The sequence below is a fragment of the Rhodococcus sp. NPDC056960 genome (assembly GCF_042674125.1).
GTDB lineage: Bacteria > Actinomycetota > Actinomycetes > Mycobacteriales > Mycobacteriaceae > Rhodococcus_F.
In genome coordinates this window covers 168,230-189,440 of the sequence record NZ_JBHURF010000010.1, presented here as the reverse complement: position 1 = coordinate 189,440, position 21,211 = coordinate 168,230, and the positions used below count along the sequence as shown (strand labels likewise).

General features: G+C 66.9%; 21 protein-coding genes. 8 read left to right on the top strand and 13 right to left on the bottom strand.

Annotation, left to right across the window (positions count from 1 at the left end):
* Positions 1–30: 30 nt before the first annotated feature.
* Positions 31–669, top strand: a complete 639-nt coding sequence (locus tag ACFTWF_RS17925; RefSeq protein WP_378462534.1) for a hypothetical protein — start codon at positions 31–33, stop codon at positions 667–669.
* Between the two features lie 608 nt (positions 670–1,277).
* Here ACFTWF_RS17925 and ACFTWF_RS17920 read toward each other — a convergent pair.
* Entirely contained in the window at positions 1,278–2,624 is a 1,347-nt protein-coding gene (locus ACFTWF_RS17920) for a helicase-associated domain-containing protein (protein WP_378462533.1), read from the bottom strand.
* Positions 2,625–2,632: 8 nt separating this feature from the next.
* Positions 2,633–2,965 (bottom strand): calcium-binding protein, encoded by a 333-nt coding sequence (locus ACFTWF_RS17915; RefSeq protein ID WP_378462532.1) that lies wholly within the window; start codon positions 2,963–2,965, stop codon positions 2,633–2,635.
* Positions 2,966–3,211: 246 nt separating this feature from the next.
* Between ACFTWF_RS17915 and ACFTWF_RS17910 the strand changes: the two genes are divergently transcribed.
* Positions 3,212–3,754: a helix-turn-helix domain-containing protein gene (locus ACFTWF_RS17910; RefSeq protein ID WP_378462531.1), complete on the top strand. Its 543-nt coding sequence runs from the start codon at positions 3,212–3,214 to the stop codon at positions 3,752–3,754.
* 158 nt (positions 3,755–3,912) lie between these two features.
* On the opposite strand, the gene ACFTWF_RS17905 is transcribed toward ACFTWF_RS17910, so the two are convergent.
* Positions 3,913–4,953 carry an HNH endonuclease gene (locus ACFTWF_RS17905; RefSeq protein WP_378462530.1) on the bottom strand — a complete coding sequence of 347 codons (1,041 nt, stop codon included), beginning with the start codon at positions 4,951–4,953 and terminating at the stop codon, positions 3,913–3,915.
* Positions 4,954–5,164: 211 nt separating this feature from the next.
* On the opposite strand from ACFTWF_RS17905, the gene ACFTWF_RS17900 reads away from it, so the two are divergent.
* On the top strand, positions 5,165–5,551 hold the full coding sequence (locus ACFTWF_RS17900; RefSeq protein ID WP_378462529.1) for a TM2 domain-containing protein: 387 nt from the start codon (positions 5,165–5,167) through the stop codon (positions 5,549–5,551).
* A gap of 76 nt (positions 5,552–5,627) precedes the next feature.
* On the opposite strand, the gene ACFTWF_RS17895 is transcribed toward ACFTWF_RS17900, so the two are convergent.
* Complete coding sequence (locus ACFTWF_RS17895) at positions 5,628–6,437, bottom strand: HugZ family protein (RefSeq protein WP_378462528.1); 810 nt, start codon at positions 6,435–6,437, stop codon at positions 5,628–5,630.
* Between the two features lie 138 nt (positions 6,438–6,575).
* Between ACFTWF_RS17895 and ACFTWF_RS17890 the strand changes: the two genes are divergently transcribed.
* The 3 genes from ACFTWF_RS17890 (at position 6,576) to ACFTWF_RS17880 (ending at position 9,005) form a co-directional block, all read left to right on the top strand.
* Positions 6,576–7,043, top strand: a complete 468-nt coding sequence (locus ACFTWF_RS17890; RefSeq protein WP_378462527.1) for an NfeD family protein — start codon at positions 6,576–6,578, stop codon at positions 7,041–7,043.
* Positions 7,040–7,912: a slipin family protein gene (locus tag ACFTWF_RS17885; RefSeq protein WP_378462526.1), complete on the top strand. Its 873-nt coding sequence runs from the start codon at positions 7,040–7,042 to the stop codon at positions 7,910–7,912. The genes ACFTWF_RS17890 and ACFTWF_RS17885 overlap by 4 nt, the downstream gene beginning before the upstream one ends.
* Positions 7,913–8,045: 133 nt before the next feature.
* On the top strand, positions 8,046–9,005 hold the full coding sequence (locus tag ACFTWF_RS17880) for a phosphodiesterase (protein WP_378462525.1): 960 nt from the start codon (positions 8,046–8,048) through the stop codon (positions 9,003–9,005).
* Here ACFTWF_RS17880 and ACFTWF_RS17875 read toward each other — a convergent pair.
* Positions 8,975–9,328: a helix-turn-helix domain-containing protein gene (locus ACFTWF_RS17875; RefSeq protein ID WP_378462524.1), complete on the bottom strand. Its 354-nt coding sequence runs from the start codon at positions 9,326–9,328 to the stop codon at positions 8,975–8,977. The two genes, ACFTWF_RS17880 and ACFTWF_RS17875, sit on opposite strands and share 31 nt — an antisense overlap.
* Before the next feature lie 57 nt (positions 9,329–9,385).
* On the opposite strand from ACFTWF_RS17875, the gene ppk2 reads away from it, so the two are divergent.
* Both ppk2 and ACFTWF_RS17865 read left to right on the top strand, forming a co-directional pair.
* Complete coding sequence (ppk2, locus tag ACFTWF_RS17870) at positions 9,386–10,330, top strand: polyphosphate kinase 2 (protein ID WP_378462523.1); 945 nt, start codon at positions 9,386–9,388, stop codon at positions 10,328–10,330.
* Positions 10,331–10,417: 87 nt separating this feature from the next.
* On the top strand, positions 10,418–11,560 hold the full coding sequence (locus tag ACFTWF_RS17865) for an RNA-guided endonuclease InsQ/TnpB family protein (protein WP_378462522.1): 1,143 nt from the start codon (positions 10,418–10,420) through the stop codon (positions 11,558–11,560).
* A gap of 86 nt (positions 11,561–11,646) precedes the next feature.
* Here the strand turns inward: ACFTWF_RS17865 and ACFTWF_RS17860 are convergent, their stop codons facing one another.
* The 8 genes from ACFTWF_RS17860 to ACFTWF_RS17825 form a co-directional block, all read right to left on the bottom strand.
* Positions 11,647–13,146, bottom strand: a complete 1,500-nt coding sequence (locus tag ACFTWF_RS17860; protein WP_378462639.1) for a stealth family protein — start codon at positions 13,144–13,146, stop codon at positions 11,647–11,649.
* Between the two features lie 168 nt (positions 13,147–13,314).
* Entirely contained in the window at positions 13,315–13,746 is a 432-nt protein-coding gene (locus ACFTWF_RS17855) for a hypothetical protein (RefSeq protein WP_378462521.1), read from the bottom strand.
* Positions 13,747–13,790: 44 nt separating this feature from the next.
* Positions 13,791–14,102, bottom strand: coding sequence for a type II toxin-antitoxin system prevent-host-death family antitoxin (locus tag ACFTWF_RS17850; RefSeq protein WP_378462520.1), 312 nt, complete (start codon positions 14,100–14,102; stop codon positions 13,791–13,793).
* Between the two features lie 43 nt (positions 14,103–14,145).
* The gene (locus ACFTWF_RS17845) at positions 14,146–14,568 is read right to left on the bottom strand and encodes a hypothetical protein (protein ID WP_378462519.1); all 423 of its coding nucleotides are present in this window, start codon (positions 14,566–14,568) and stop codon (positions 14,146–14,148) included.
* A gap of 10 nt (positions 14,569–14,578) precedes the next feature.
* Positions 14,579–15,739 (bottom strand): DUF3322 domain-containing protein, encoded by a 1,161-nt coding sequence (locus ACFTWF_RS17840; RefSeq protein WP_378462518.1) that lies wholly within the window; start codon positions 15,737–15,739, stop codon positions 14,579–14,581.
* Complete coding sequence (locus ACFTWF_RS17835) at positions 15,736–19,023, bottom strand: ATP-binding protein (protein ID WP_378462517.1); 3,288 nt, start codon at positions 19,021–19,023, stop codon at positions 15,736–15,738. The genes ACFTWF_RS17840 and ACFTWF_RS17835 overlap by 4 nt, the downstream gene beginning before the upstream one ends.
* A complete protein-coding gene (locus tag ACFTWF_RS17830; RefSeq protein WP_378462516.1) occupies positions 19,020–19,628 on the bottom strand; it encodes a DUF4194 domain-containing protein in 609 nt (202 codons plus the stop codon). Before ACFTWF_RS17830 ends, ACFTWF_RS17835 begins: the two co-directional genes overlap by 4 nt.
* Positions 19,625–21,121 carry a DUF3375 domain-containing protein gene (locus ACFTWF_RS17825; RefSeq protein ID WP_378462515.1) on the bottom strand — a complete coding sequence of 499 codons (1,497 nt, stop codon included), beginning with the start codon at positions 21,119–21,121 and terminating at the stop codon, positions 19,625–19,627. Before ACFTWF_RS17825 ends, ACFTWF_RS17830 begins: the two co-directional genes overlap by 4 nt.
* Positions 21,122–21,211: the final 90 nt, after the last annotated feature.

The window sequence follows — 21,211 nt, the reverse complement described above, 5'->3', positions numbered from 1 at the left end:
TGGTCGGTTCCCCGTGCGACTATCGCAGCCATGCAGCCGTTACCTCGTGAAGTCGAGCAGTTGGTCGACCACATCTCGGCGGTAGGGCTATCTCCGAAGGAAGACGAGCGTTCGTGGGATCACATGGGTGCGCTCATTACGGACGCGGCGCTCCAGCCGCGGACGAAGTACAGGACGATCGTGCACCCGCGCGCGACGAAGGTGCGGGATGAGTGGCCTGACGCCAAGGTGCTGCGCGGTTTCGTCGCACGACTCGATTCCGAGGACCTGGCGTCCTTTCTTAGTTGGCGAGCATCGTCGCCCAAGCTCACGAAGATTCGTGATCTAGCGACTGCGTTAGATCGGATCAGCGTCGAGACGGTACCTGAGTTGGCCGCGCGATTCCGAGATGCCCGACTCGAGTCGGAGACTCGCGCCGCATTGGGCCGGGTGAAGCACGTTGGACCCAAGACGCTCGACTACATCGCCATCCTCACTGGCTCGAACAATCATGTCGCAGTTGACCAGCACGTTGCCGGCTTTGTCCGCGAGGCTGGTGTCGGCAGCATGGACTACGCGGGTGTCGCAGGCCTCGTCACGTACACGGCTGGGTTCCTCAAATGCAGCCCGGGGGCGCTGGACGCGGCCATCTGGAACTACATGAGCGGTCGTGCGAAGGGGGAGTCATAAGCGAGAACGGTCAGAAGCCAATACCGATGCTCACGAAAGGGCAGCGGTTGGACGCCTGTAAAGGATCGCCATGGAATCATGCGGTGAAGACGCACTACGCCGTGCTGCGTCTAGGCAAGGTTTGGTACGTACCAAGGACCCATCGCGCGGGTGACCTGATGCTGACGATCCTCGAGACCGACCCGCCCGCTGCCTTCGGCTTGGACGTGGCGATTTTGGACGGTGGTCGTGGGAAAGATATTCGGGTAGACGAATGTAAGACCGTCTATTCGAACACGGGCTCTCGGTAGAACGGATTAAGAAGAAGCTGGGGTTCACTCCTCAGTTCGATCCGTGCCGAACAACAAGCCGTCCAGGTCTTCCGCGTCGAGTTCGGCGCGTTTGAAGGTGACGACGTCGCGGGTCCCTAGGGTCCGGATGAGGTGCGAAGAAGTGAGGATGTGCGACACAGGTCCTCTGCTATGCCGGGCCGCAGAGTGATCGTCCCGATGCGGTCGACCTCGTCCACCGTCATCTTCGTGTGGAAACGCGAAGCGTCCGCGAGACGGGTGGCCCTCGAGGGCGGCCACCGGACTCCGCCGTGACCGTCGCGGACTCGACGTTGCGGCTCAGGGTGTGGGCTGTCCCGGCAGGGCGTAGCCGAGTTTCAGCAGGGCTCTGCGGAATTTTGGTTCCCGGTCGAGGGGGACCGCGAGGTGACGGTCGCCGATCGGACGGCACAGACTTCGGAGTGTGCGGTCGCGAGTGATGAGCGCGGCGAGTGCGGGATCGGTGCATTCGATCACGAGGGCGTGGCCGTGGTCGGTCAGCTGGGTGGCTCGGCGGGTGACGTCGTCGATGACGGTCCTCAACGAGCCAGGCAGCTCATGTTTGGTCCGCTGGGCGAGGAAGGTGGTGAGGTCTTCGAGGGTGCGACCGGTATCGATCGCTGTCAACAGACTCGCAGCGGAGAGGGTCCAGACCCGGTCCGCGGTGTGCTCGGCGTAGGCGGACAGCAGCAGCTGATCACCGGGGAGCAGGGTTCCGGTGGCGACAACGTCGAGGTTGGGCAGCACCTTCAGCACCGGGGCCGTCCGGTCGTCGGTGGGCGGTTGGTAGGTGTCGGTCAGGCCCAGGGCGTAGCAGCCCAGGGCGGTGAGCCGGATCGCCTGCAGCCCGTCGTACCTGCTCAGCGCATCCAGATCGTCGCCGCCCCAGTTGTCGTGGAAGTCCGATCGGGTCCCGGTGGGGTGGATGTAGTCGACGTCGAGCAGTCCCAGCGTGCCGGCGTACTCGAACAGCACCGCAATCGTGTAGCGGCCCTCGAGGATCTCCCACCGGTGGTAGCCGTCGTAACCGAGACTGCCGTATTGCGGATCGACGAGATAGAGCTTCCACAGCGCCATCTCACTGCGGGAGACGTTGGGGTTTAGGCGTTTCCGTCGCATGGACACGAAGAGGGAATCCACCCCGACCCACTCCTCGGGCGGGCAGCTCGCCATTGCCTGCGCGACGGTCTGTCGACGATTCTTGGCCGAGGTGAGGACATTGCGTGCGCGTTGGCCTTTGATCTGCTCGATTCGGCTGAACTCGTCGATCACCGCGTGAGTGAGCCAACGCTGCCACAGTTGGGAGATGACCTCGGCCGGCTGCCTGCGCAGGGCAGTACGTCCCTTGGGGGTCAGCCGCAGGCGCCCGCCGTCGATCTTGGCGAGCCCACCGGCCTGGATGATCAGCGGCCACGCGAACGCCGAGATCGGGTCGTGCAGGTAGAAATCGCCGTGCGCGAGCTGCGAGCCCACGGCGCGGACCGTCGCAGCGGAGGGGCGGGCGGTTTTCTCGCTACACCGCAGTTCGCCGGCCGCGCACAGCTGTAGGACCGTGTGCAGATTCGACATGGCCTCCTGCTCGGTCAGTCGTATCCGGTGCTCCCCGATCGCGCCAAGGGCTCCGGTGTCGCCGGTGTTCACGCTCATTTCCTCACCTATCTCAGCCAGTGGCGGTATGCCTCGATCCACTGCGCACCGTCGGGTGGAGGTGTCGGCAACCGCAGGTCGAGGATTCGGATGCGCTGGCGCGACCGGCCACGGGTGCAGATCGCCACGATGGCGTCGTCGGTCAGGTCGATGCCGGCCACGGTGACCTGGGCGCCGAGCACTTGGGTCTGGAACGGCATATCGAGATGGTCGTCGAGGATGGTGTAGAAGCCGGTGACGCATTCGCTGTCGTTGTAGCAGTCGACCGTGGCCTCCGCGACCAGGGCCTCGAGCGCCGCACGATTCGGTGATCTCACGGCGCCGAGGATAGCCCGCGGCAACGTGCGCCTCCGGCGCCTGTGAGTACTTATTAACCTCCCGACGTTAATAAGTACTCACATGTGGCGGAATCGGCGCAGCCGCCCACCCTCCGTCGGTCGGCGTCAGCGGCCAGTGCGTCTGACATGGCGCAACAAAACCGACCGATCGGCATCTTTGGATGAATGCGTCTTTGAGGTGCAAACACCACGAGGCATTCGAAAGATTCGAAAGCAATTACGATGGTTTCGAATGGAAGGGGTGCGGCGATGGGTGCGCAGGCATTGGATCAGCACACGTATCTGCCGCAGGCGGCCGAGGCTGCGGGATTGGAGGCGGTGGTCAGTTTCCTCGATGCGCACGAACGGCACCGCGGCGACCGGGCAGAGCCGCGGTATTTGCTGGTCGGTGAGCACGAGCACGATCGGGTGGAGTTGCCGGCGGAGGTGCACGCGGCCCTCAAGCAAGTGGTTGCCGCGTTGCAGGCGGGTCGTGCGGTGACGGTGGCGCCGCGGGCGACCATGCTGACCACGCAGCAGGCCGCGGATCTGCTCGGGGTGAGCCGGCCAACGGTACGCCGATTGATCGATGTGGGGGAGTTGCCGGCGGGGAAGGTCGGCACCCGGCACCGGTTGTTGCTGCGTGACGTAATCGAGTACCAACAGCAGCGGCGGGCCCGCCAGTACGAGGCACTCGCGCAGACCGCAGTTCAGATCGATGACGAGGACGATCCGGCGGTGGTGGCGGAGCAACTGAAGGCGGCGCGGAAAGCGGTTGCGGAACGCCGCCGCGCCCGCGGCAAGGCCCGGTAGGGTCCGGCCGGCGTCGATGCGGGGGTGTTCTCGACAGGTCGAAATTCATCGCCCACCGACCCAGATGTCGGGCTACACGACCAAACTCGACTCGATGCTCATCGGCAAACGTACGGTGCTGGCAGAGCAGCGCGAAGGGAATGCCGGTGGACGCGGCTTCAAACGATGTGCGATTCGTAGTCCCGAATGCCGCGCCAGAGAAGTGATCCGGAGGGTAAGGGCCCGAACACGCCGGCTGCCGCGGACGACGTTCGACGCTGCAACAGCGGAACTCGTGTCGTGCGCGAGATCTCTGCGAGGTGTGATCGTTCGAGTGCGCGGTCGACGTGCGCGCGAACGGGGATGCTCGCCGACTTGTCGAGGTTGCAGCGGCTGTCGGCCGCGACCAGGTTGGCGACACCGTCGATCGGAATCACGGACCACGCCATGACGTGATCGATGTGGACGTCGGCCGCCATGCGCCTGCCGCAGTAGAAGCAGAGATCGTCCTGAAGGTCACGCAGCGGTTCCACCAAGGACCGTAAGGCGGTTCGATCCGTGCCAAACAAGAAGCCGTCCAGGTCTTCCGCGTCGAGTTCGGCGCGGTTGAAGGTGACGACGTCCCGGGTCCACGCGGTCCGGATGAAGGTGCGAAGAAGTGCGGATGTGCGACGCAGGCCCTCCGGTATGCCGGGCCGCAGAGTGATCGTGCCGATGCGGTCGACCTCGTCCACCGTCATCTTTTTGTGGAAACCCGATGCGTCGAAGAGGAAATCGTCCCGCGTGCCATCGGTGCGCACGTGCGGGACCGATTGCAGATGCGTGAGCGGTTGCTGCGCGACGGTGAGTCGTAAAGAGCGGATGAGTCGCACATAGGCCGGATGTTCGGCTTCCCGCGCGGTTTCAGCGGTCCGGACCCCTGCGGTGGCAAGTTGCGTGCGGACGTCGGCGATTCGGTCCGGTACGGATCTGCCGCTTTTGTTCTGGGACAGTCGGCCATGATCCTTGAAGACGCGAACCTGCGGCCAGTAGTAGGAGACGATCCGATGCGTGATCTCGTTGATCGGCACCATCAGGCTGCCGTCCGGTGCGGCCGTGTTCTCCACGCAAATGTCGACGAGCGCGAGCAATGTCGCTAGCTTGTATGTCGATTCACGACGACCGGAGTCGAGCAGATGCACCACGCGACCGGCCACGTCAACGGGGTCGAGTTGTCTCACTTGCCCCACGTTACGTCAGGGGTCGGTTTATGTGCGCGAGAGATACGGTCAGACAACCGATACCGCGATCGTGCGATCGTTGATACCAAGTGAGCGGTGAACGAACTGCGATGTGTTCAGTCGTGGGGGAGGGCGTCGATTCGGTCGACTCAGCCCGTTCGCCTGACCTGACATCCAGCTCCACTCCTACATCGTCGAAGGACGGCTATCCATGACTCAGCCTCAGCGCCCCTACGGCGACCAACCGCAGCAGCCGTACGGGCAGCAGCCCTTCGCGCATCCCGCCCAGAACTTGGGCCCGGGATCGGGACTGCAACAGCCCGCGGCGTACGGGTACCACCCGGTGACGGGATTGCCGTACTCGCACAAGACGAAGCTCGCCGCCGGCTTGCTGAGCATCTTCTTCGGTTACTTCGGCGCGGGTCGCTTCTACGCCGGCCACACCGGGCTGGGGTTCGCCATGCTGATCGTGAACATCGTGCTCACGGTGGTCAGCCTCGGCATGTGGCTCTTCGTCGCGTGGATCTGGCCCGTCATCGACGGCATCGTGCTCCTCGCGGGCGAACCGAAGGACAAGAACGGACTCCCGCTGAGGTAACCCGGCGATGCACGAGAGCGGCGAGCACGAGGCTCGCCGCTCTCATCGAGGCAACACGGCCGGGAGGGTTGCCCCATCAGCGACCGGTCAGTGCCCTGGCCTTCTCGGTCAAATCGACTGTCGCCGCGCGCAACTGGTCGGCGGAGTCGAGTGGCTCCGTGTACCCGACGCGGGTTACGGCCACGCCGCGCGGGGTGGTGACGCGCAGGTCCAGACCGTAGCGGTCGGCGCCTTCGCACACGGCGGTGGTTGCGTCCGGGAAGCCGCCGAGCGCCTGGGCCATCGCGCGGAGGGCATCGGCGTGGTCGGCGTTGAGGTGCTCGATGGCCCGTCCGGCATGCGGGGTGACGGGGTCCGCTGTGGCGGCGGCATAGGACTCTTCGGTCGCGGAGTCCATCCGCCCGTAGCCGCCGACCCACCGCACGCGCTGCACCCGCAGTACCCAGAGCGAGAAGTCGCTGAAGTCGATGTAGACGTGCGCCGCCGGGATAGCCGCCAGGTGCGCCTCGCGTGCGGCGGCGAGTTCGTCGCCTTCCGGGCGGTAGACGTACCCGGCGAGGGTGATGCGGGTGCTGGCCAGCGGATCGGACGGCGGGTTCGGAGCGACGATCGCGATGCTGGCGCGCGGGTCGTGCGCGAGGTTGCGGCCGTGCTCGGCCATCTGCGACACACACAGTACGGGGGAGCCGTCGAGCAGGCCGAAGGTGATGAACGACGCCCACGGGTCGCCCTCCCTGGTCAGGCTCGCGAGGGTGCCGACGTTCGTCGTGGCCGCGACCGTCCGGGCCTCCTCGGCAGCGGACGGGCGGGCCGGATTGGCGACCTCCTCCAACGGCGGCGGCACGGTCGGGGCGTCGCCGGGATCTCCGTGATCTAAGTTCGTCATTTGCTGAACGGTACCCGCCGGGAATTGCCGGTGGCATTGCCGCCCACCTGCGCTTACCGTTGAACTGAGGGCTCGATCGCCGAGTGGCTATGCGAGCGCGACCGGGTCCTCGCGAAGCGTGATCGTGGGTGATGCGAAGTGACCGCGTTGGGCGTGCTGGCGCTGGTGCTGGGTGTGTTGTTGATGGTCGTCGAGGCACACGCACCGACTGCGGGTGTGCTCGGCGGGCTCGGAGCACTGTTCGTCGGCGCCGGGGTGTGGCTGCTGTTCACGTCCAGCGACACCGCCCAGATGATCGCCATCCCGGCGGCCGCGGGAGTCGCGGTGGTCGGCGTGGGTCTCGCCGTGGTCGGCGGCCGGAAGGCACTCGCGGCCGGGCACGCGCCCGTGCGCACCGGAATGCAATCCCTCATCGGATCCGACGCCACCGTCCGCAACTGGAAGGGCCGGCAGGGTCAGGTCGAGGCCGCCGGAAGCCTGTGGAGGGCGCAAACCCTGTTCGGGGACGACGAGACACCGACCGCGGGCGATTCCGTCATCGTCGAGCAGATCCGCGGACTCACCCTCACCGTGCGCCGCCGTGAACCATGGGAGTTGGAGCTGTGACCACCATCATCGTCATCCTGTGCGTCGTCATCACTCTCCTCGCCGTCGTCGCGAGCAGCTCGATCCGGGTGCTCCGCGAGTACGAGCGGGCCGTGGTGTTCCGGCTCGGCCGGCTGGTCGACCTGAAGGGCCCGGGGCTCGTGCTGCTGATCCCGGCGATCGACCGGATGGAACGGGTCAGCCTGCGGACGGTGACCCTGAAGATCCCCGTCCAGGAAGTGATCACCCACGACAACGTGCCGGCCAAGGTCACCGCCGTCGCGTACTTCCGGGTGGTCGACGCCGACAGGGCGATCGTCGAGGTCGAGGACTTCCTCGCCGCGACCCTGCAGATCGCCCAGACGACGCTGCGCTCCATCCTCGGCAAGGCCGACCTCGACTCCCTCCTCGGCGAGCGGGAACGCCTCAACGAGGACCTGCAGAAGGTGATCGATCAGCAGACCGAACCGTGGGGTGTGAAGGTCACCACCGTCGAGATCAAGGACGTCGAGATCCCCGCCAACATGCAGCGGGCCATCGCCCGGCAGGCCGAGGCCGAACGCGAGCGCCGCGCCAAGATCATCAACGCAGAAGCCGAGTTCCAGGCCTCCGCGAAACTCGTCGAGGCCGCGGACGTCATCAGCCGCAACCCCACCACCCTGCAGCTGCGCTACCTGCAGACCCTCAGCGCGATGGGCGGCGAGAACAACTCGACCGTCGTCTTCCCGATGCCCCTCGACCTGGTCCGGCCGTTCCTCACCGCGGCGAAGGACGCGGCGGCGACGGACGACGGCGACGAGAAGGCACGTTTCGAGGCCCAGGCCAACCTCGCCGCGATGATCCCGCCTGCCGGCCCGGAGACGCGCACACAGCACCACGCCCGGAACTGACGTAGCCCACCGTTCACCGTCCGGCCACCGTACGTGCCCCGGCAGGTGACCGGAATGCGCTTGGCTAGGGTGGACGCACAGTGGCGTCCACCCGGGCACCTGCCCTGTCGGGGCGAGCGGAAGCGAGAGACCGATGAGCGGCACAGCGGCAGCCGACATACGGACGGCCGAGTATCCGCGACCGTCGCACGTCGTGCTCCACCTCAGCGACACCCATCTCGTCGACGACGACCTGCTGTACGGGGCCGTCGACAGCGAGGCCACCCTCCGGCAGATCGTCGCCGACATCGAGGCGTCGCACGCCCGCCCGGACGCGCTGGTGTTCACCGGCGACCTCACCGACCGCGGACAGCCGGGCGCCTACGAGAAACTGCGGGAGATCGTCGAACCGGTTGCCGCGACGCTCGGTGCGCAGGTGATCTGGGCGATGGGCAACCACGACGACCGCGGCCACTTCCGGGCCGAACTGCTCGGGCAGGAACCGACGTACGAGCCGATCGACCTCGTCCACGACGTCGACGGGCTGCGCATCATCACCCTCGACACGACCGTGCCCGGGCATCACCACGGCGAGATCTCCGAGAGCCAATTGATCTGGCTGGCACAGCAGCTCGCGATCCCGGCGCCGCACGGGTCCATCCTCGCGCTACACCACCCGCCGGTGCCGTGCGTCCTCGACCTGGCGGTGCTGGTGGAACTGCGCGACCAGCCGCGGCTCGCCGACGTCCTCCGCGGCAGCGACGTCCGGTCGATCCTCGCGGGCCACCTGCACTACTCGACGACGGCGACGTTCGCGGGCATCCCCGTCTCCGTCGCGTCGGCCACCTGCTACACCCAGGACCTCAACGTCCCGGCCGGGGCACTGCGCGGACGCGACGGCGCCCAGGGATACAACCTCGTGCACGTGTACCCGCAGACGGTCGTGCACTCGGTGGTCCCGATCGGCAGCTACGACACCGTCGGCGAATACGTCACCGCCGAGGAAACCGAGCGTCGGCTCGCGGTCGAGGGCGTGCGGATTCCGGACAACGTCGGGACTGCTGTCGCACCGGCCGACCGTGATCAGCTCGTGCGCGGAAACTTCTCCCGGTAGGCCATGACGTCGGAGAGCCGGAACCGGCGGTGGGTGCCGCGCATCTCGATCGGCAGCGCCCCGGAGTCGGCGAGCCGGCGCACATACGTGTCGGAGACGCCGAGGATCTCCGCGGCCTGCGACGTGGTGAGCAGGTCCGCGACCGCACCGAGCGCCACGCTCTGACCGTCGGCGAGGAGCGCGAGCAGTTCGAGAACCGCGTCCCGCGCGGGCCCGGCCAGCACGGTTCCGTCGAGGGTGACCAGCGGCGACCCGTCCAGGGCGGCCGCGAGTTCGGCGGCGGCCGTCGAGCCGAGCGCGGAAACGATGTGGTCGATGCTCATGCCGTTTACGATCTCATGGCCCTGCCGGGCGAGGGCGCTGAGCGGTAGCCTTTTCAGATGGACGAGTTGCGCGATCCCACAGCCTTCGAACTCGCACGCGCCGACCAGATCGACGTGACACCGGAGATCGACGAGATCGGGGAGCTGCTGCGCAAGTCCGGCCGCAAACACGCGGTGGACGACGAGGACGAGCCCTGGCGGCACGGATACCCGTACGACAAGAAGATGACCCGCAGGCAGTACGAGAACCGCAAGCGGAAACTGCAGATCGAACTCCTCAAATTCCAGGCCTGGGTGAAGGAGAACAGCGAGAAGGTGGTCATCATCTTCGAGGGCCGCGACGCCGCAGGCAAGGGTGGCGCGATCAAGCGGTTCACCGAACACCTCAACCCTCGTGGCGCGCGGGTGGTGGCACTCGAGAAGCCCACCGAACGCGAACGCACCCAGTGGTACTTCCAGCGGTACGTGCAGCACCTGCCCGCGGGCGGGGAGATCGTGATGATGGACCGCTCCTGGTACAACCGGGCCGGCGTCGAACGCGTCATGGGTTACTGCACCCCCAACGAGTACCTCGAGTTCACCCGGTCGGCGCCCGAGTTCGAGCGGATGCTCGTGCAGTCGGGCATCCACATCGTGAAGTTCTGGTTCTCGGTGGGCCGCGAGGAGCAGCATGCCCGGTTCGTCTCCCGCAGCACCGACCCCGTCAAGCAGTGGAAACTCTCACCCACCGACCTCGCGAGCCTCGACAAGTGGGACGCCTACACCGAGGCGAAAGAGGCCATGCTGTTTTACACCGACACCCCGCACGCACCGTGGACCGTCGTGAAATCGAACGACAAGAAGCGCGCCCGCCTCGAGGCGATCCGCTGGATCCTCGACCTGTTCGACTACGCCGGTAAGGACAAGCGTGTGGTCGGCAAACCCGATTCGCTCCTCATCGGTTCTCCCGCAACGGTCTACGACGAGGGCGAGCGCCCCGCGGATGCGTTTCCCGCCGTCTGATCCGTGAATCTTTCGGCGCAGACCCGGTCCTTCAGGTCCGGGATAGCCGATCTGGTTTTGTCGGACCGTGGGGCTAATGTCTGAGTCATGGCGGGGAGGGTGGTGAAGCGGGCGTTCAAGTACCGTTTCTATCCGACTGCGGTGCAGGCGGATCAGCTTGCTCGGACGTTCGGGTGCACCCGATATGTCTACAACCGGGCGTTGGCGGAACGCTCGCAGGCCTGGGCGCAGGAGCGGCGGCGGATCACCTACGCGGACACCTCGAAGATGCTCACCGGATGGAAACGGGACCCGGAGACCGCGTGGTTGTCGGAGCCGTCGAAGGGACCGTTGCAGGAGTCGCTGCGGCAATTGCAGGGTGCGTTCGACAGGTTCTGGCGCGGGCAGTCCCGCTATCCGCAATTCAAGAAGAAGGGGCAGTCGAAGGAGTCGGCGACCTACTTCTCGAACTGCTTCACGTACCGCGGCGGGCAGATTCGGTTGGCCAAGCAGTCCGAACCGCTGGACATTCGGTGGTCGAGGCCGCTACCGGAGGGGGCGACACCGTCGCAGGTGACGGTGTCGCGTAATGCTCGCGGGCAGTATCACATTTCGATTCTCGTCGAGGACACGATTCCCGAACTCGAGCCGGTTGATCGGGTGGTCGGGCTCGATGCCGGGATCGAGAGCTTGTACACCCTGTCGACGGGGGAGAAGATCACCAACCCGCGTCATGAAAGCAGGGATCGTGCGCGGTTGGCGAAGGCGCAGCGGGTGCTGGCCAAGAAGCAGAAAGGATCGCGTAATCGGGCCAAGGCTCGACTGACGGTCGCGAAGATTCACGGTCGGATCGCCGATCGGCGGCGCGATTGTCTGCACACACTCTCCACTCGACTGGTGCGCGAAAACCAAGTGATCGCCGTCGAGGATCTGAGTGTGCGGAACATGGTCAGGAATCGGTCGTTGTCGCGGGCGATCTCGGATGCGGGGTGGTCTGAGTTCCGGTCGATGCTCGAGTACAAGGCCGACTGGTATGGGCGTCGGGTGGTGGCGATCGACCGGTTTCATCCGTCGTCGAAGACCTGCTCGGTGTGCGGGGAGGTCGCGTCGGCGATGCCGCTGGAGGTGCGGGAGTGGACGTGCCGGTGCGGCGCCGTCCACGATCGGGATGTGAATGCGGCGAGGAATATTTTGGCCGTCGGACTGGCGGTGGCAGCCTGCGGAGATGGTGTGAGACCTCCCCGCACCTAAGGTGTGGGGAGGCAACTGTCGGTGAAACAGGAACCTTGGGACGTGAGTCTCGAGGGGACTCTCGGTCGTTCACGGCCGAGAGGACGTCAACAGACCCCGGTCTCCCACGGCGCCGGGATCGGGAAGTAGTTCTCCAGGAACTGCGTCACCTTCCGGGTCCGCAAGTCCAGGTCGATTTCGGGGGCGCTGCCGTCGTTGAGGCAGAAGAAGTCCATCGACCGCTTCGCGAGCAGCGAATCCATGTCGCGCAGCCCCGATTTCATCGTGGTGTCGACGTACTTCACCCGGGCCGCCGTCTGCACCACCGCGCGACCGCTCATCAGCGCGTAGTAGTGGTACAGCGAGTTGGTCACCGAAATGTTGGAGCTGGCGCGGAAAGTGCTTGCGGCCGTGGCGGCGAACTCGTCGGGGAACTCCTTCTCCATCTCCTCCATCACGCTCTTGCGGAGCGGGGTGGCGGCGTGCTCGAGGTGACGGGTGGTCATCAGACCGAAGCGGTCCTGCAGCAGCCGGCGGTTGACGCGGGCCGCGTTCTCGAAGCCGCTGCGCTCGTCGTCGTTGTGGCCCAATCCGATTCGGGTGGTCGCCTCGATGAACATGGTGATGCCGCCGGGGGAGAAGAACATCTGCGGGCCCACCGCGCGGCCGAAGAACATGTCGTCGTTGGAATACAGGAAATGCTCCGCCAAACCGGGGATGTGGTGCAGCTGGCACTCCACGGCCTGCGAGTTGTGGGTGGGCAGCACCGACGGGTCGGCGAAGAACTCCTCGCTGGGCACGAACGTGACGCGGGGGTCGTCGGCGAGCCACGCCGGACGGTCCGAGTCGGTGGCGACGAAGATGCGGCGGATCCACGGCGCATACATATGCACCGAGCGCAGCGCGTACTTCAGTTCGTCGATCTGCCGGTACCGGGCCGCGGAATCGTCGCCCTCGCCGACCACGTAGTTCTTCATTCGCTTCGCGCGCTGCGCCTGGAACTCCGCCGAAGACCCATCCACCCAGGAGAACACCAGGTCGACGTCGAAATTGATGTCCGACGCGTGGTCGGCGAACATGTTCTCGATGGTCGGCCACACCCGCCCGAATCGCTCGACGGTGCCGCGGATCGCCTCCTCCGGGCGCACCACCCGGCGGGTCAGCGAATTCTCGATCGGCAGCACGATCTCGTTGTCGCTGATCGACCACAGTTCGATCTGCACGCCCGTCGACGCCCCGTACGCCAGGCCGCTCGCCAGATGCACGCGCGGTCGGAACAACCGGAAGATGCGGGCCTTCGACGTCGCCGACAGGGTGCCGTCGGAAATCAGGACGGCGGGGCCCTTGGCGTCGACGGTCTTGGAGTAGAACGGGCGATCCTCACACGCTGCGACGAGCGCGGCGCGCAACGCCTTGCGCTGCGCCCAGTTGATCGCGATCACCGGACGTTCGTCGTTGCCCCGCACCAGCAGGTACTCGATGCCCGCACGGTCGAGGACGTCGCGGACGAACAACAGATCCTCGACCATCGCCTCGTGCGGCGTGGTGTGCGTGATGGAGAGGGCGAACCGGCCCTTGAACCGGACCACGTCGGGACGGTCCCGCAACCGCGACGACGCGGCGGCGGAGGCGTGCGCGACAGTGTCGGCGGTCTCCTGCTCGGGAGGAACCAGGTACACGTCGTGCGGAGCAGAAGAATGAGTAATGTCGGGCCTTTCCGGTGACTGTCGCGAGTGCGAACACTGCCAGTGTAAGCCCCGGTTCGGGGGCGACGGTCAGTCGAGGACTGTGAAGAACGAGTCGCCGTCCTCGGCAGCCCCGTCGATCTGACCGCGGTCGGTGCGCGAGTCCTCCACGATGACGCCCTCGACCACGTTCGCATGCTTGGTGCCGAACACCGGAATGTCGATGTCCTCGTCGTCGATGACCCGGTCCACGTCCTCGGTCAGCTCGTCGTCGGGCAGATCCGCCAACGACACCTCCGACTGCTCCTCCAGCGGGGTGTCGGGCTCCTCCTCGGCCAACTTCTCGTCGAGCGACTCACCCTCGCGCTCCTCGCGCGCCGTGGTACCGAATTTGTCGGCCTCACTCCAGCCGTCGGGCGGATCGACGACGTCATCGCCGTCGTTGTTCCGCACGTCGTCGGAGTCCAGGCTCTCACTGGGGCTCAGCGTGTCACCGGGCCCGTCTTCGATACTCATATTCATCAAATGCCCAGATCACGCGTGATTGAAACTTCGATCGATCGAGGTCAGGAGAGGTCTCTTGCGTCGGATTCCATTTCTGCGCGCGAATAGCCGTACCGCTCGATTGCCGCGTCCAGAGCCGTGCGCCCGCCGGTGTCTGTGGCTGCACGAGTGAGTACCAGTGCGAGGTCGCGCAGGTCTCGTTCCAGTTCCTGCAGTTCGCCCAGGCGCCTCATCCCGACGATGGCCGCAACGAGTGTTCCGCTGCGCGAGATGACAACGTTCTCGCCGTGCTCGGCGTCCTCGACCAGCCGGGCGATCCCGCGGCTGTACGCTTCGGTAACGGTGAGGGAATGGAGGTCGCTCGAGCTCCGCATGGACCAACGATACCGATTTCTGCGAGCTGCCGAATGACGTCGATCAGGGCTTCTGAATAGCCAATTCACTCCGCAACGACTCGAGCGCGGCGACCTGCGCCGGCGACCACGCCGCCGAGTTCACCCGGCTCGAATCGAGCTGGACGAGGGTGACGGTCAGCTCCGCTGCCTGCACGCCGTCCTGCTCGATGGTGATGAGCAGGGTCAGCGAGGTGCTGCCGATCCGATTCAGCGTGACGACGATGTCTGCGTCGCCGGTGAACAGTTCGCGGCCGAAGTTGCTGACGACGTTCACCACGGCGGTCTGCGTGACCGGGTCGAGCAGGTCGCCGCAGACCTCGACGAGGGCCCGGGTCCACGCCGCGGCCGCCGCCTCGTGCGCGCAGTAGAACGGCACGTGGCGGCTCACGGACGCCGGAGCGTCCGGGCGGGGATTGTTCCGCAGGGGGAGCGTGTAACGAGGCATGGATCGGACATTACTTGTCACCCGGACACGCGGCGCGGTCGGGCAGGAGTCGCTCCAGCACGTACGGCCAGGGGATACGCTCCTGCTCCAGGCGCAGATCGCCGTCGCGGAGCGACGCCAGCGTCGCGGTCTCGGAGTCGGTGAGGTGCGGCATGTCGTGGAGCGCCGGCGACTGCTCGCGGACCGCGAGATCCCGCCACCGACCCAGCGTCGCCTCGTCCATCAGCAGACTCCGCACGTGCGGAAGATGCCTGCGCAGACGGTCGAGGATGGCGAACCCGTGACTGTCGAGATCGCCCCAATACCAAACCTCCGAGTCGGCGACCCACGGGACACCGGCCAGTTCGGGGGCCGTGTAACCGCCGCCGTGCAGCGCCACGGTGCCGGCCAGTGGAGGCAACGCGTACAGCCCCTCCTTGTTCTCGAGAATCAGGGTGCGGGCCGGGGACAGGGGAAGCGCGGTCAGGTCCGCGAGCGAGGTGGCGAACCGTCGCGGCATGCCGGCCAGGAGAGCGGGATCGCACAGCGCGAGGTCGCGCAGGTGAGGCAGGCTCCGGATGCCGAGGTCCCGACTGCCGTGCACGCCCTCGACCAGCGTCTCCACCAGTCCGCGATGTCGGGCGAGCCATTTCGTGTCGACTCCCGGAACCGGAAGCTGACGAATGTAATAACCCGAGTTCCGGTGTTCGCTCAGCCACCGCGCGGTGGTCGTCAATCGGACGAAATCGTCGTCGTCCAGAACCAGCCATTTCCCGGCGGTCGCCGCCACCGCGGCCGACACCTGCGCGGATTCCGGGCCGAGGTGGTCGAGCAGGGCGTCACGTCGCATGCCGAGGAGGCACCATTCGGTGTGCCGGTCGCACGCCGACGCGATCTGATCCGGGCCCGCCAGAGTCAGCCGTACCGGCACCTCCTGGGAGCCGAAACTCGCCCACCTGCGCACGACCCACTCCACCCGTCCGGCTCCGTCGTAGGCCCGCCACGAGCGGGCCCAGGCGACCACCGTGTCGGGGTCCTCGGCGATCCGCTGCTCCGACGGCGGATGCAATGCGACCGTCAGCGAGTCCTCCTCGGCAACAGCGGGTTCGGCCAGCCAGCGACGACGGCGACTGTTGTAGGCGGTGAGTGCCTTCGCCGCGGCGGCGGCCGGGGACACGCAGTGTGCACTCATGTTCCGCTCATGTCGCTGAATTCGATGTGGCTGAGTTCGGTGTGCATCCGGTCGCGGATGCTCACGGTGACAGCGCCGCCGATGTAGTCCTCGAGGGTGCCCAGCAATTTCAGCGGTGTCGCCAGGACCATGTGAAAACCGAACTGCGCGAACACGTCCAACGCGCGGCGGGTGTACGCGGAGTCGGCGCGGTCGAAGGCCTCGTCCAGAATGACCGTGCCGTACCGGGGAATGTCTTCGCCGTCGGGTGCGAGCTGATACCGCAACGCCGCGGCGAGGCAGAAGAACACGAGTTTCTGGGCCTGACCGCCCGACAGTCCCGAACTCGAATCGTGATAGTTGCGCGCCTCACCGGAACCGTCGACCTCCACGCCGATGAACCCGACGTGCAGGCGAGTGTCCAGCACCTGGCGCTGCCAACGCTGATCCGCCGGCTCCTTCGATGACAGTCGCTCCAGCACCGCCGCCATCCGCTCGAACCGCTCCTCGGCCGCGGGCCGCTGTTCGATGTCCCAGCCACCGCTCGTGATCCGGGTCAGGTCGTCCAGAAGTTCGGCCGCTGCCGGCGATCGTCGTTCGCGGACGTCGATGCGCAACCAACGATCGGTGTCGAAGGCGGAGCGGTGCAGCGAATCGTTGACGGGGTCGATGCGCGACCGGATCTCGGCGGGCGCCTTACGGATCGTGCGGGCGAGTTCACCGATATTGCGGTGCGACTGATCGTGCAGCAATTGGAAGAAGCGATCCTCGTAGCGGGGGAGGCCGTCGGAGCGCAGGCGCTGGAGAATGGTCAAGGCATCGTCGACGTAGTCGGCGTCGACCCGTAGTTCGCCGCCACGGGACTCCCACTTCGCGAGATACTGCGACAAGATCCGGACGATCGACGCACCCGCCGACGACACCGCCGTTTGTGCCTCGCTCCGGTCCCTGCCGATGCCCTGGCCGACCTCGAACAGCGCCTTGTCGATGTTCTCCGACGTCACCCGGCGCGCGAACTTCTTGAATCGGGCCTCGATCCGCGCGGCGACCGCCTCGGGAGCCGATTCGTCGGCGTCGAGTTCGGCCTGCGCGATCCTCGTCTCGAGTTCCGCGACCGCCGTGCGGTGCACCGTCAACGCGGTGTCCGCCTGACGCCGGGCCGCATCGGCCTCGTTCTCCGCCTTCTCGGCCAGTTCGAGTGCCACCGACACCGCGGAATGCTCGGGGTTGTCCTGCTGCCACGACTGGAGCCGGCTGTCGACGGCGTCGACCGCTGCCTGCGACGCGCTGACGTCGATGTCCGGCCACTGCGCATCGAGGATCGTCTGCGCCGCCCGGTTCTGCAGGGCGATGTGCTGGTCCTGGCGGTCCAGCGCGTCGAGTTGGCTCGTGACACCGCGGATCGTCGCGTCGAGGTCCGCGACCCGCCGGCGGATGTCGTCGAGTTTGGTCTCGTTGTCGAATCCGAGAACCCATCGACGCCGGTCCTCGATGCGGCTGCGGTCGTCCTTCTCGTGCCGCTCGGCGGAGTGCTTGACCTGCCCGGCCCGTGTGACGGCGCGGGGGTGGTCGGCGAAGCCGGCCGACGTGTCGACGCAGGCATAGTCGTAGCGGTCGGCGAGATGGTGATGAATCCAGGTTGCGAGCGGGCCGTCGCTCACCTCCACCCGGCGCACCAGGGACAATGCCCCGGTTCTCGGCACGGTGGGCGATCCGGTGCCGAGCCTCACCCGCCGGTACACCAGGCGCGCGCCGAGATGGGTCGCATCGACGGCCGCCGCGACCGCCGGATAGATGTCGTCCGGCACGAGCAGGGTGCGGCCGAGGCCTCCCAGGACCCGCTCGATGGGCCCGGTCCACTCCGCGTGCTCGTCCCGGACAGCGATCAACTCGCCGGCGAAGGGGACGGCGTCGTCCGGCACACCTGCGGCCGCGCAGATCGCCTCCCGGGCGCGCAGCAGACTCGCGTCGATGTTGGAGTGTCGGCGGGCGACGATCTCGCGGTCGGCGATCAGGTCTGCGCGCTGCTTCTGCGCGGTGCCGCGCCGTTCGGCGAGCGTGTACCGGTCGCCGAGTCGCTCCTCGTGTCCGGTGGTGGCCTGCCGCAACTGGTCCTCGAGTTGCCCCCGCAGCCGCGCGAAGTCCTCGGCCGTCTCCGGAACCAGTCCCTCCCAGGCCGACACCGCCTCCGCGATCCGATCCCGCCGGGCGCGGACCCGGGCCAGCGTCGTCGTGGCGGCGGCGCGTTGCGCGTGCAAGGTGGCCAGCCGGCCACCCCCGATGCCCTCGAGCCGGATGGTCAGGTCGAGAGTGTCCTGGCGTGCGCGTTCCGCCGCGGCGGTGGCGTCGCTCGCGCCCGCCTCCAGCAGCGGCGTGAGGGCGGTGCGTTCGGTGCGTTCACTGCGCAGTAGCGACAGGGTCATCTCCGCGTGGACGGTGCCGAGATGGGCGTTCTCCTCGTCCGTGTCATGCAGGGACTGCAACCCGCGTCGCCGGGCGTCGGCAAGCTCGACGAGCGGAGCGAGCATCTCCACCTGACGCCGCGCGTCCACGACGACGCGGTGCGCCTCCTGCAGGTCGTGGAACTGGTTGACCGCGCGTTCGGCCATCGCGAACGTGCCAGGGGTGTCGAGCATGTAGTCGCGGAACAGCTGGTCGAGGCTGCCGAGACCCTTCGCCGACAGGGTGCGGTGGAGGAGACGCTGAGCGCCCTCGGTCGAGATGCCGAGGCGGGAGCGGAAGCTGCGGGCGAACGGCGCGTACGTCGGGTTGACCGTCGCCTCCGGCCACTGCCTGCGGATGCCCCTCGTGTCGATACCCCGGGCCATGAACGGGCCGAGGTCCGTCAGGTCGATCTCGCGTTCGACGATGAGGTGGAGATGGCTGACGTCCGCCGCGGCGTTCTGTCCCCGCCCCAGATGCATGAGCTTGAGAAGCGTGACCGGCGGATCGTCGGTGTCGGTGCGGTAGGTCAACGCGATGCCGCTCCACGTCGCTCCGGTGCGCAGGTACGACGCCACGAGACCGTCCGTGTCCGCGCCCGCCTCCCGCCGCCACGCGCCGCGAATGTACGTGACGAAATTGCGTCCCGAGTTCGTGGCGTCCTGCGCAGCCGCGTTGAACCGCAACTGATTCCCCGGGACCAGCACGGCCGAGATCGCGTCGATGAGCGTGGACTTGCCGGAGCCGGAATTGCCGGTGATCAGGAAACCCTTGCGGGCCACCGGCACGTCGTGGTGGCCGTGCAACGTGCCCCAGTTGACTACCTGAACGCGCGCGAGTCGGCGCTGACCGGGATGCATCACGGTGTCTCCTCCTCCGTGAGGATGCGCCGGAACTCCGCTTCGACGAGAGCGACCTGCTCGGCGTCGAACAGTTGCCGCAACACGGGGGAGACCTCCATGCGGTCGTCGGTCGAGGTCTTCGTGAGCAGCGAATACTTGTCGAGCTTCTTCCACGACGCGTTGACGCGTTTCGCGTAACCGGCCGGGTCGCTGTCGCCCGCCGCCCGATACATCTCGAGCTGTTCGCGCAGTTCGTCGAGGTCGACGATCACCCGTTCACCGGGTTGCGCACGCAGAAGTCGTTGACGCAACGCGAGCAGCATGACCGTGTCCATGAACGTCAGGCGTTCGGTCCGCAGCACGGTGGGTGTGCCGGCGTCGCCGGTGTCGGCGGGGCGGGTGAACGCCAACTCGTTCTCGTCGTCGACGACCAGATCGAGAAACACGTCGGCGAGCCGGGAGCGGAGCAGTCGCTCGTCCCGGATCACCGATCGCCACACCTCGGGATGCTTGGCCGCGGTGACGAGGGGCCCCTTGAGTAGCTGCACGAACGCACGCCGCGTCTCCAGATCCAATTCGCCTGTGTCCCCGGGGTAATGGCCGCGGGTGGTCGGCTCGTCGATCATCTCGGCACTCCCGTCTGCTCGGGCACCGCACGAGCGGTGAACTGGTCGGACATCGGATCGAACACGCGACGGCGAATCGTCGCCTGGCGCGCCGTCCCAGCTCCCGACACCCACGAAATGTCCTCGGTGCCGTCGATCGCGTGCCCGTGCTGGGTGGCCAGGATTATCAACCCCACCGCACTCGCGAGGCCCTGCGTCGCGGGGTGGTCGCGCAGGACGTCTCCGATGGTGGCGCGACCGTGCGCGCGCAGGGTCGCTGCCACGTTGTCGGTGAGCTCGTCCATGTCGATCTCCGATTCCCGGACCAGCCTGCGGAGCTCGTCGAGGTCGACGGCACCGGCCTCGTTGGTGACCACCGGGTCGGTGACCAGGTCGTCGGCGGGGTTGTGCAGGCGCAGAGCCGTGACCGATTCGATGCTCATCCCGACGCGCACGAGTTCGAGGTCGAGCAGGTCGAACGGTCTGCGCCGCTTCGCCACCGCGACAGCGCTCTGCTGCGCGCTCCGCAGCAGCCGCTGCAACCGGCGGTGCTCCTCGTAATGACGCGACTGAACGAAGTGACGCAACGACCGCGACAGCGACGTCATCGTCGAATGAACCTCGGAGCCGGCGGTTTCCATCTCGGTCAGCAACGCGCGGAACCGCTTCCGCTGATCCTGCGTCAGCTCGGCGGCGAACGGCCGTTGCAGCACCGCGTCGATCCACTCGTCGATCTGAGAGGACCGGGCCGGATCGAGGATCATGTCGTAGAACGCCGAAAAGCTGCGGCCGGCGTCGGAATCCCCGATCAGGTCGACCCCGCGGAACACATCGCCCAACGTGTCGCCGCGGTCACCGTCGTCGTCGAGGATGCGGGCGCGCAGATCGCGGTTGAGTTCCTCCAGCTCCGCGCGGACCCGAGCGAAGTCGGCCGGGACCTCCGAGGCCAACGCGAGAATCTCGGCGGAACGCTCGACGGCGCGGGCCCCGTCGAGGACGGGGAACACCCCCGACTCCACCGCCGCGATCTGCTGATCGAGCGCGGCCCGCTCCGCGAGGAGTGCGGTGAGGCGCGTCTCGGTGCGAGGGTCGGAATCACGTGCGAGTGCCTGCAACTGGGTCGACAGAGTGGTCAGCCGGGACTCGGTTGCCGAACTCGCCGAACTGGTGAAGTTCGCGACGAAGGCCATCGCGGCGAACGCGCCCTCCGTCGGCTCCAGTGTCTCTTCGCGGGTGCCGGCCGCCGCCCGGCGGAGCAGGTAGCCGGACCGCACCCACTCCGTGCAATACGCCTGACCGGTGCGCGGGAAGTCGAGGCCCTCGTCGCGCATGGCCTGAAGGTCGGAGTCCAAGCGGGCGAAGAGCTCCGGAGCCGGGAGACGACGGGTCCCGTGATCGAAGTGCCGGCCCAGCAGCGCCAGAATCGCCGGTGCGGTGTCGGCACGCAGCAACGTCCACGCCGCGTTGTCCTGGCGCAGGCGAAGAAGCCGATGGACGTCGGCGGTGATGGGCATCGGACTCCTCTCGTTCGGGTGCGGTTCACTTTCGGCGTGCGGTCGGCCGGCTCACTCGGTGAGGTGCCCGCGACCGCCGGTCAGATCTGC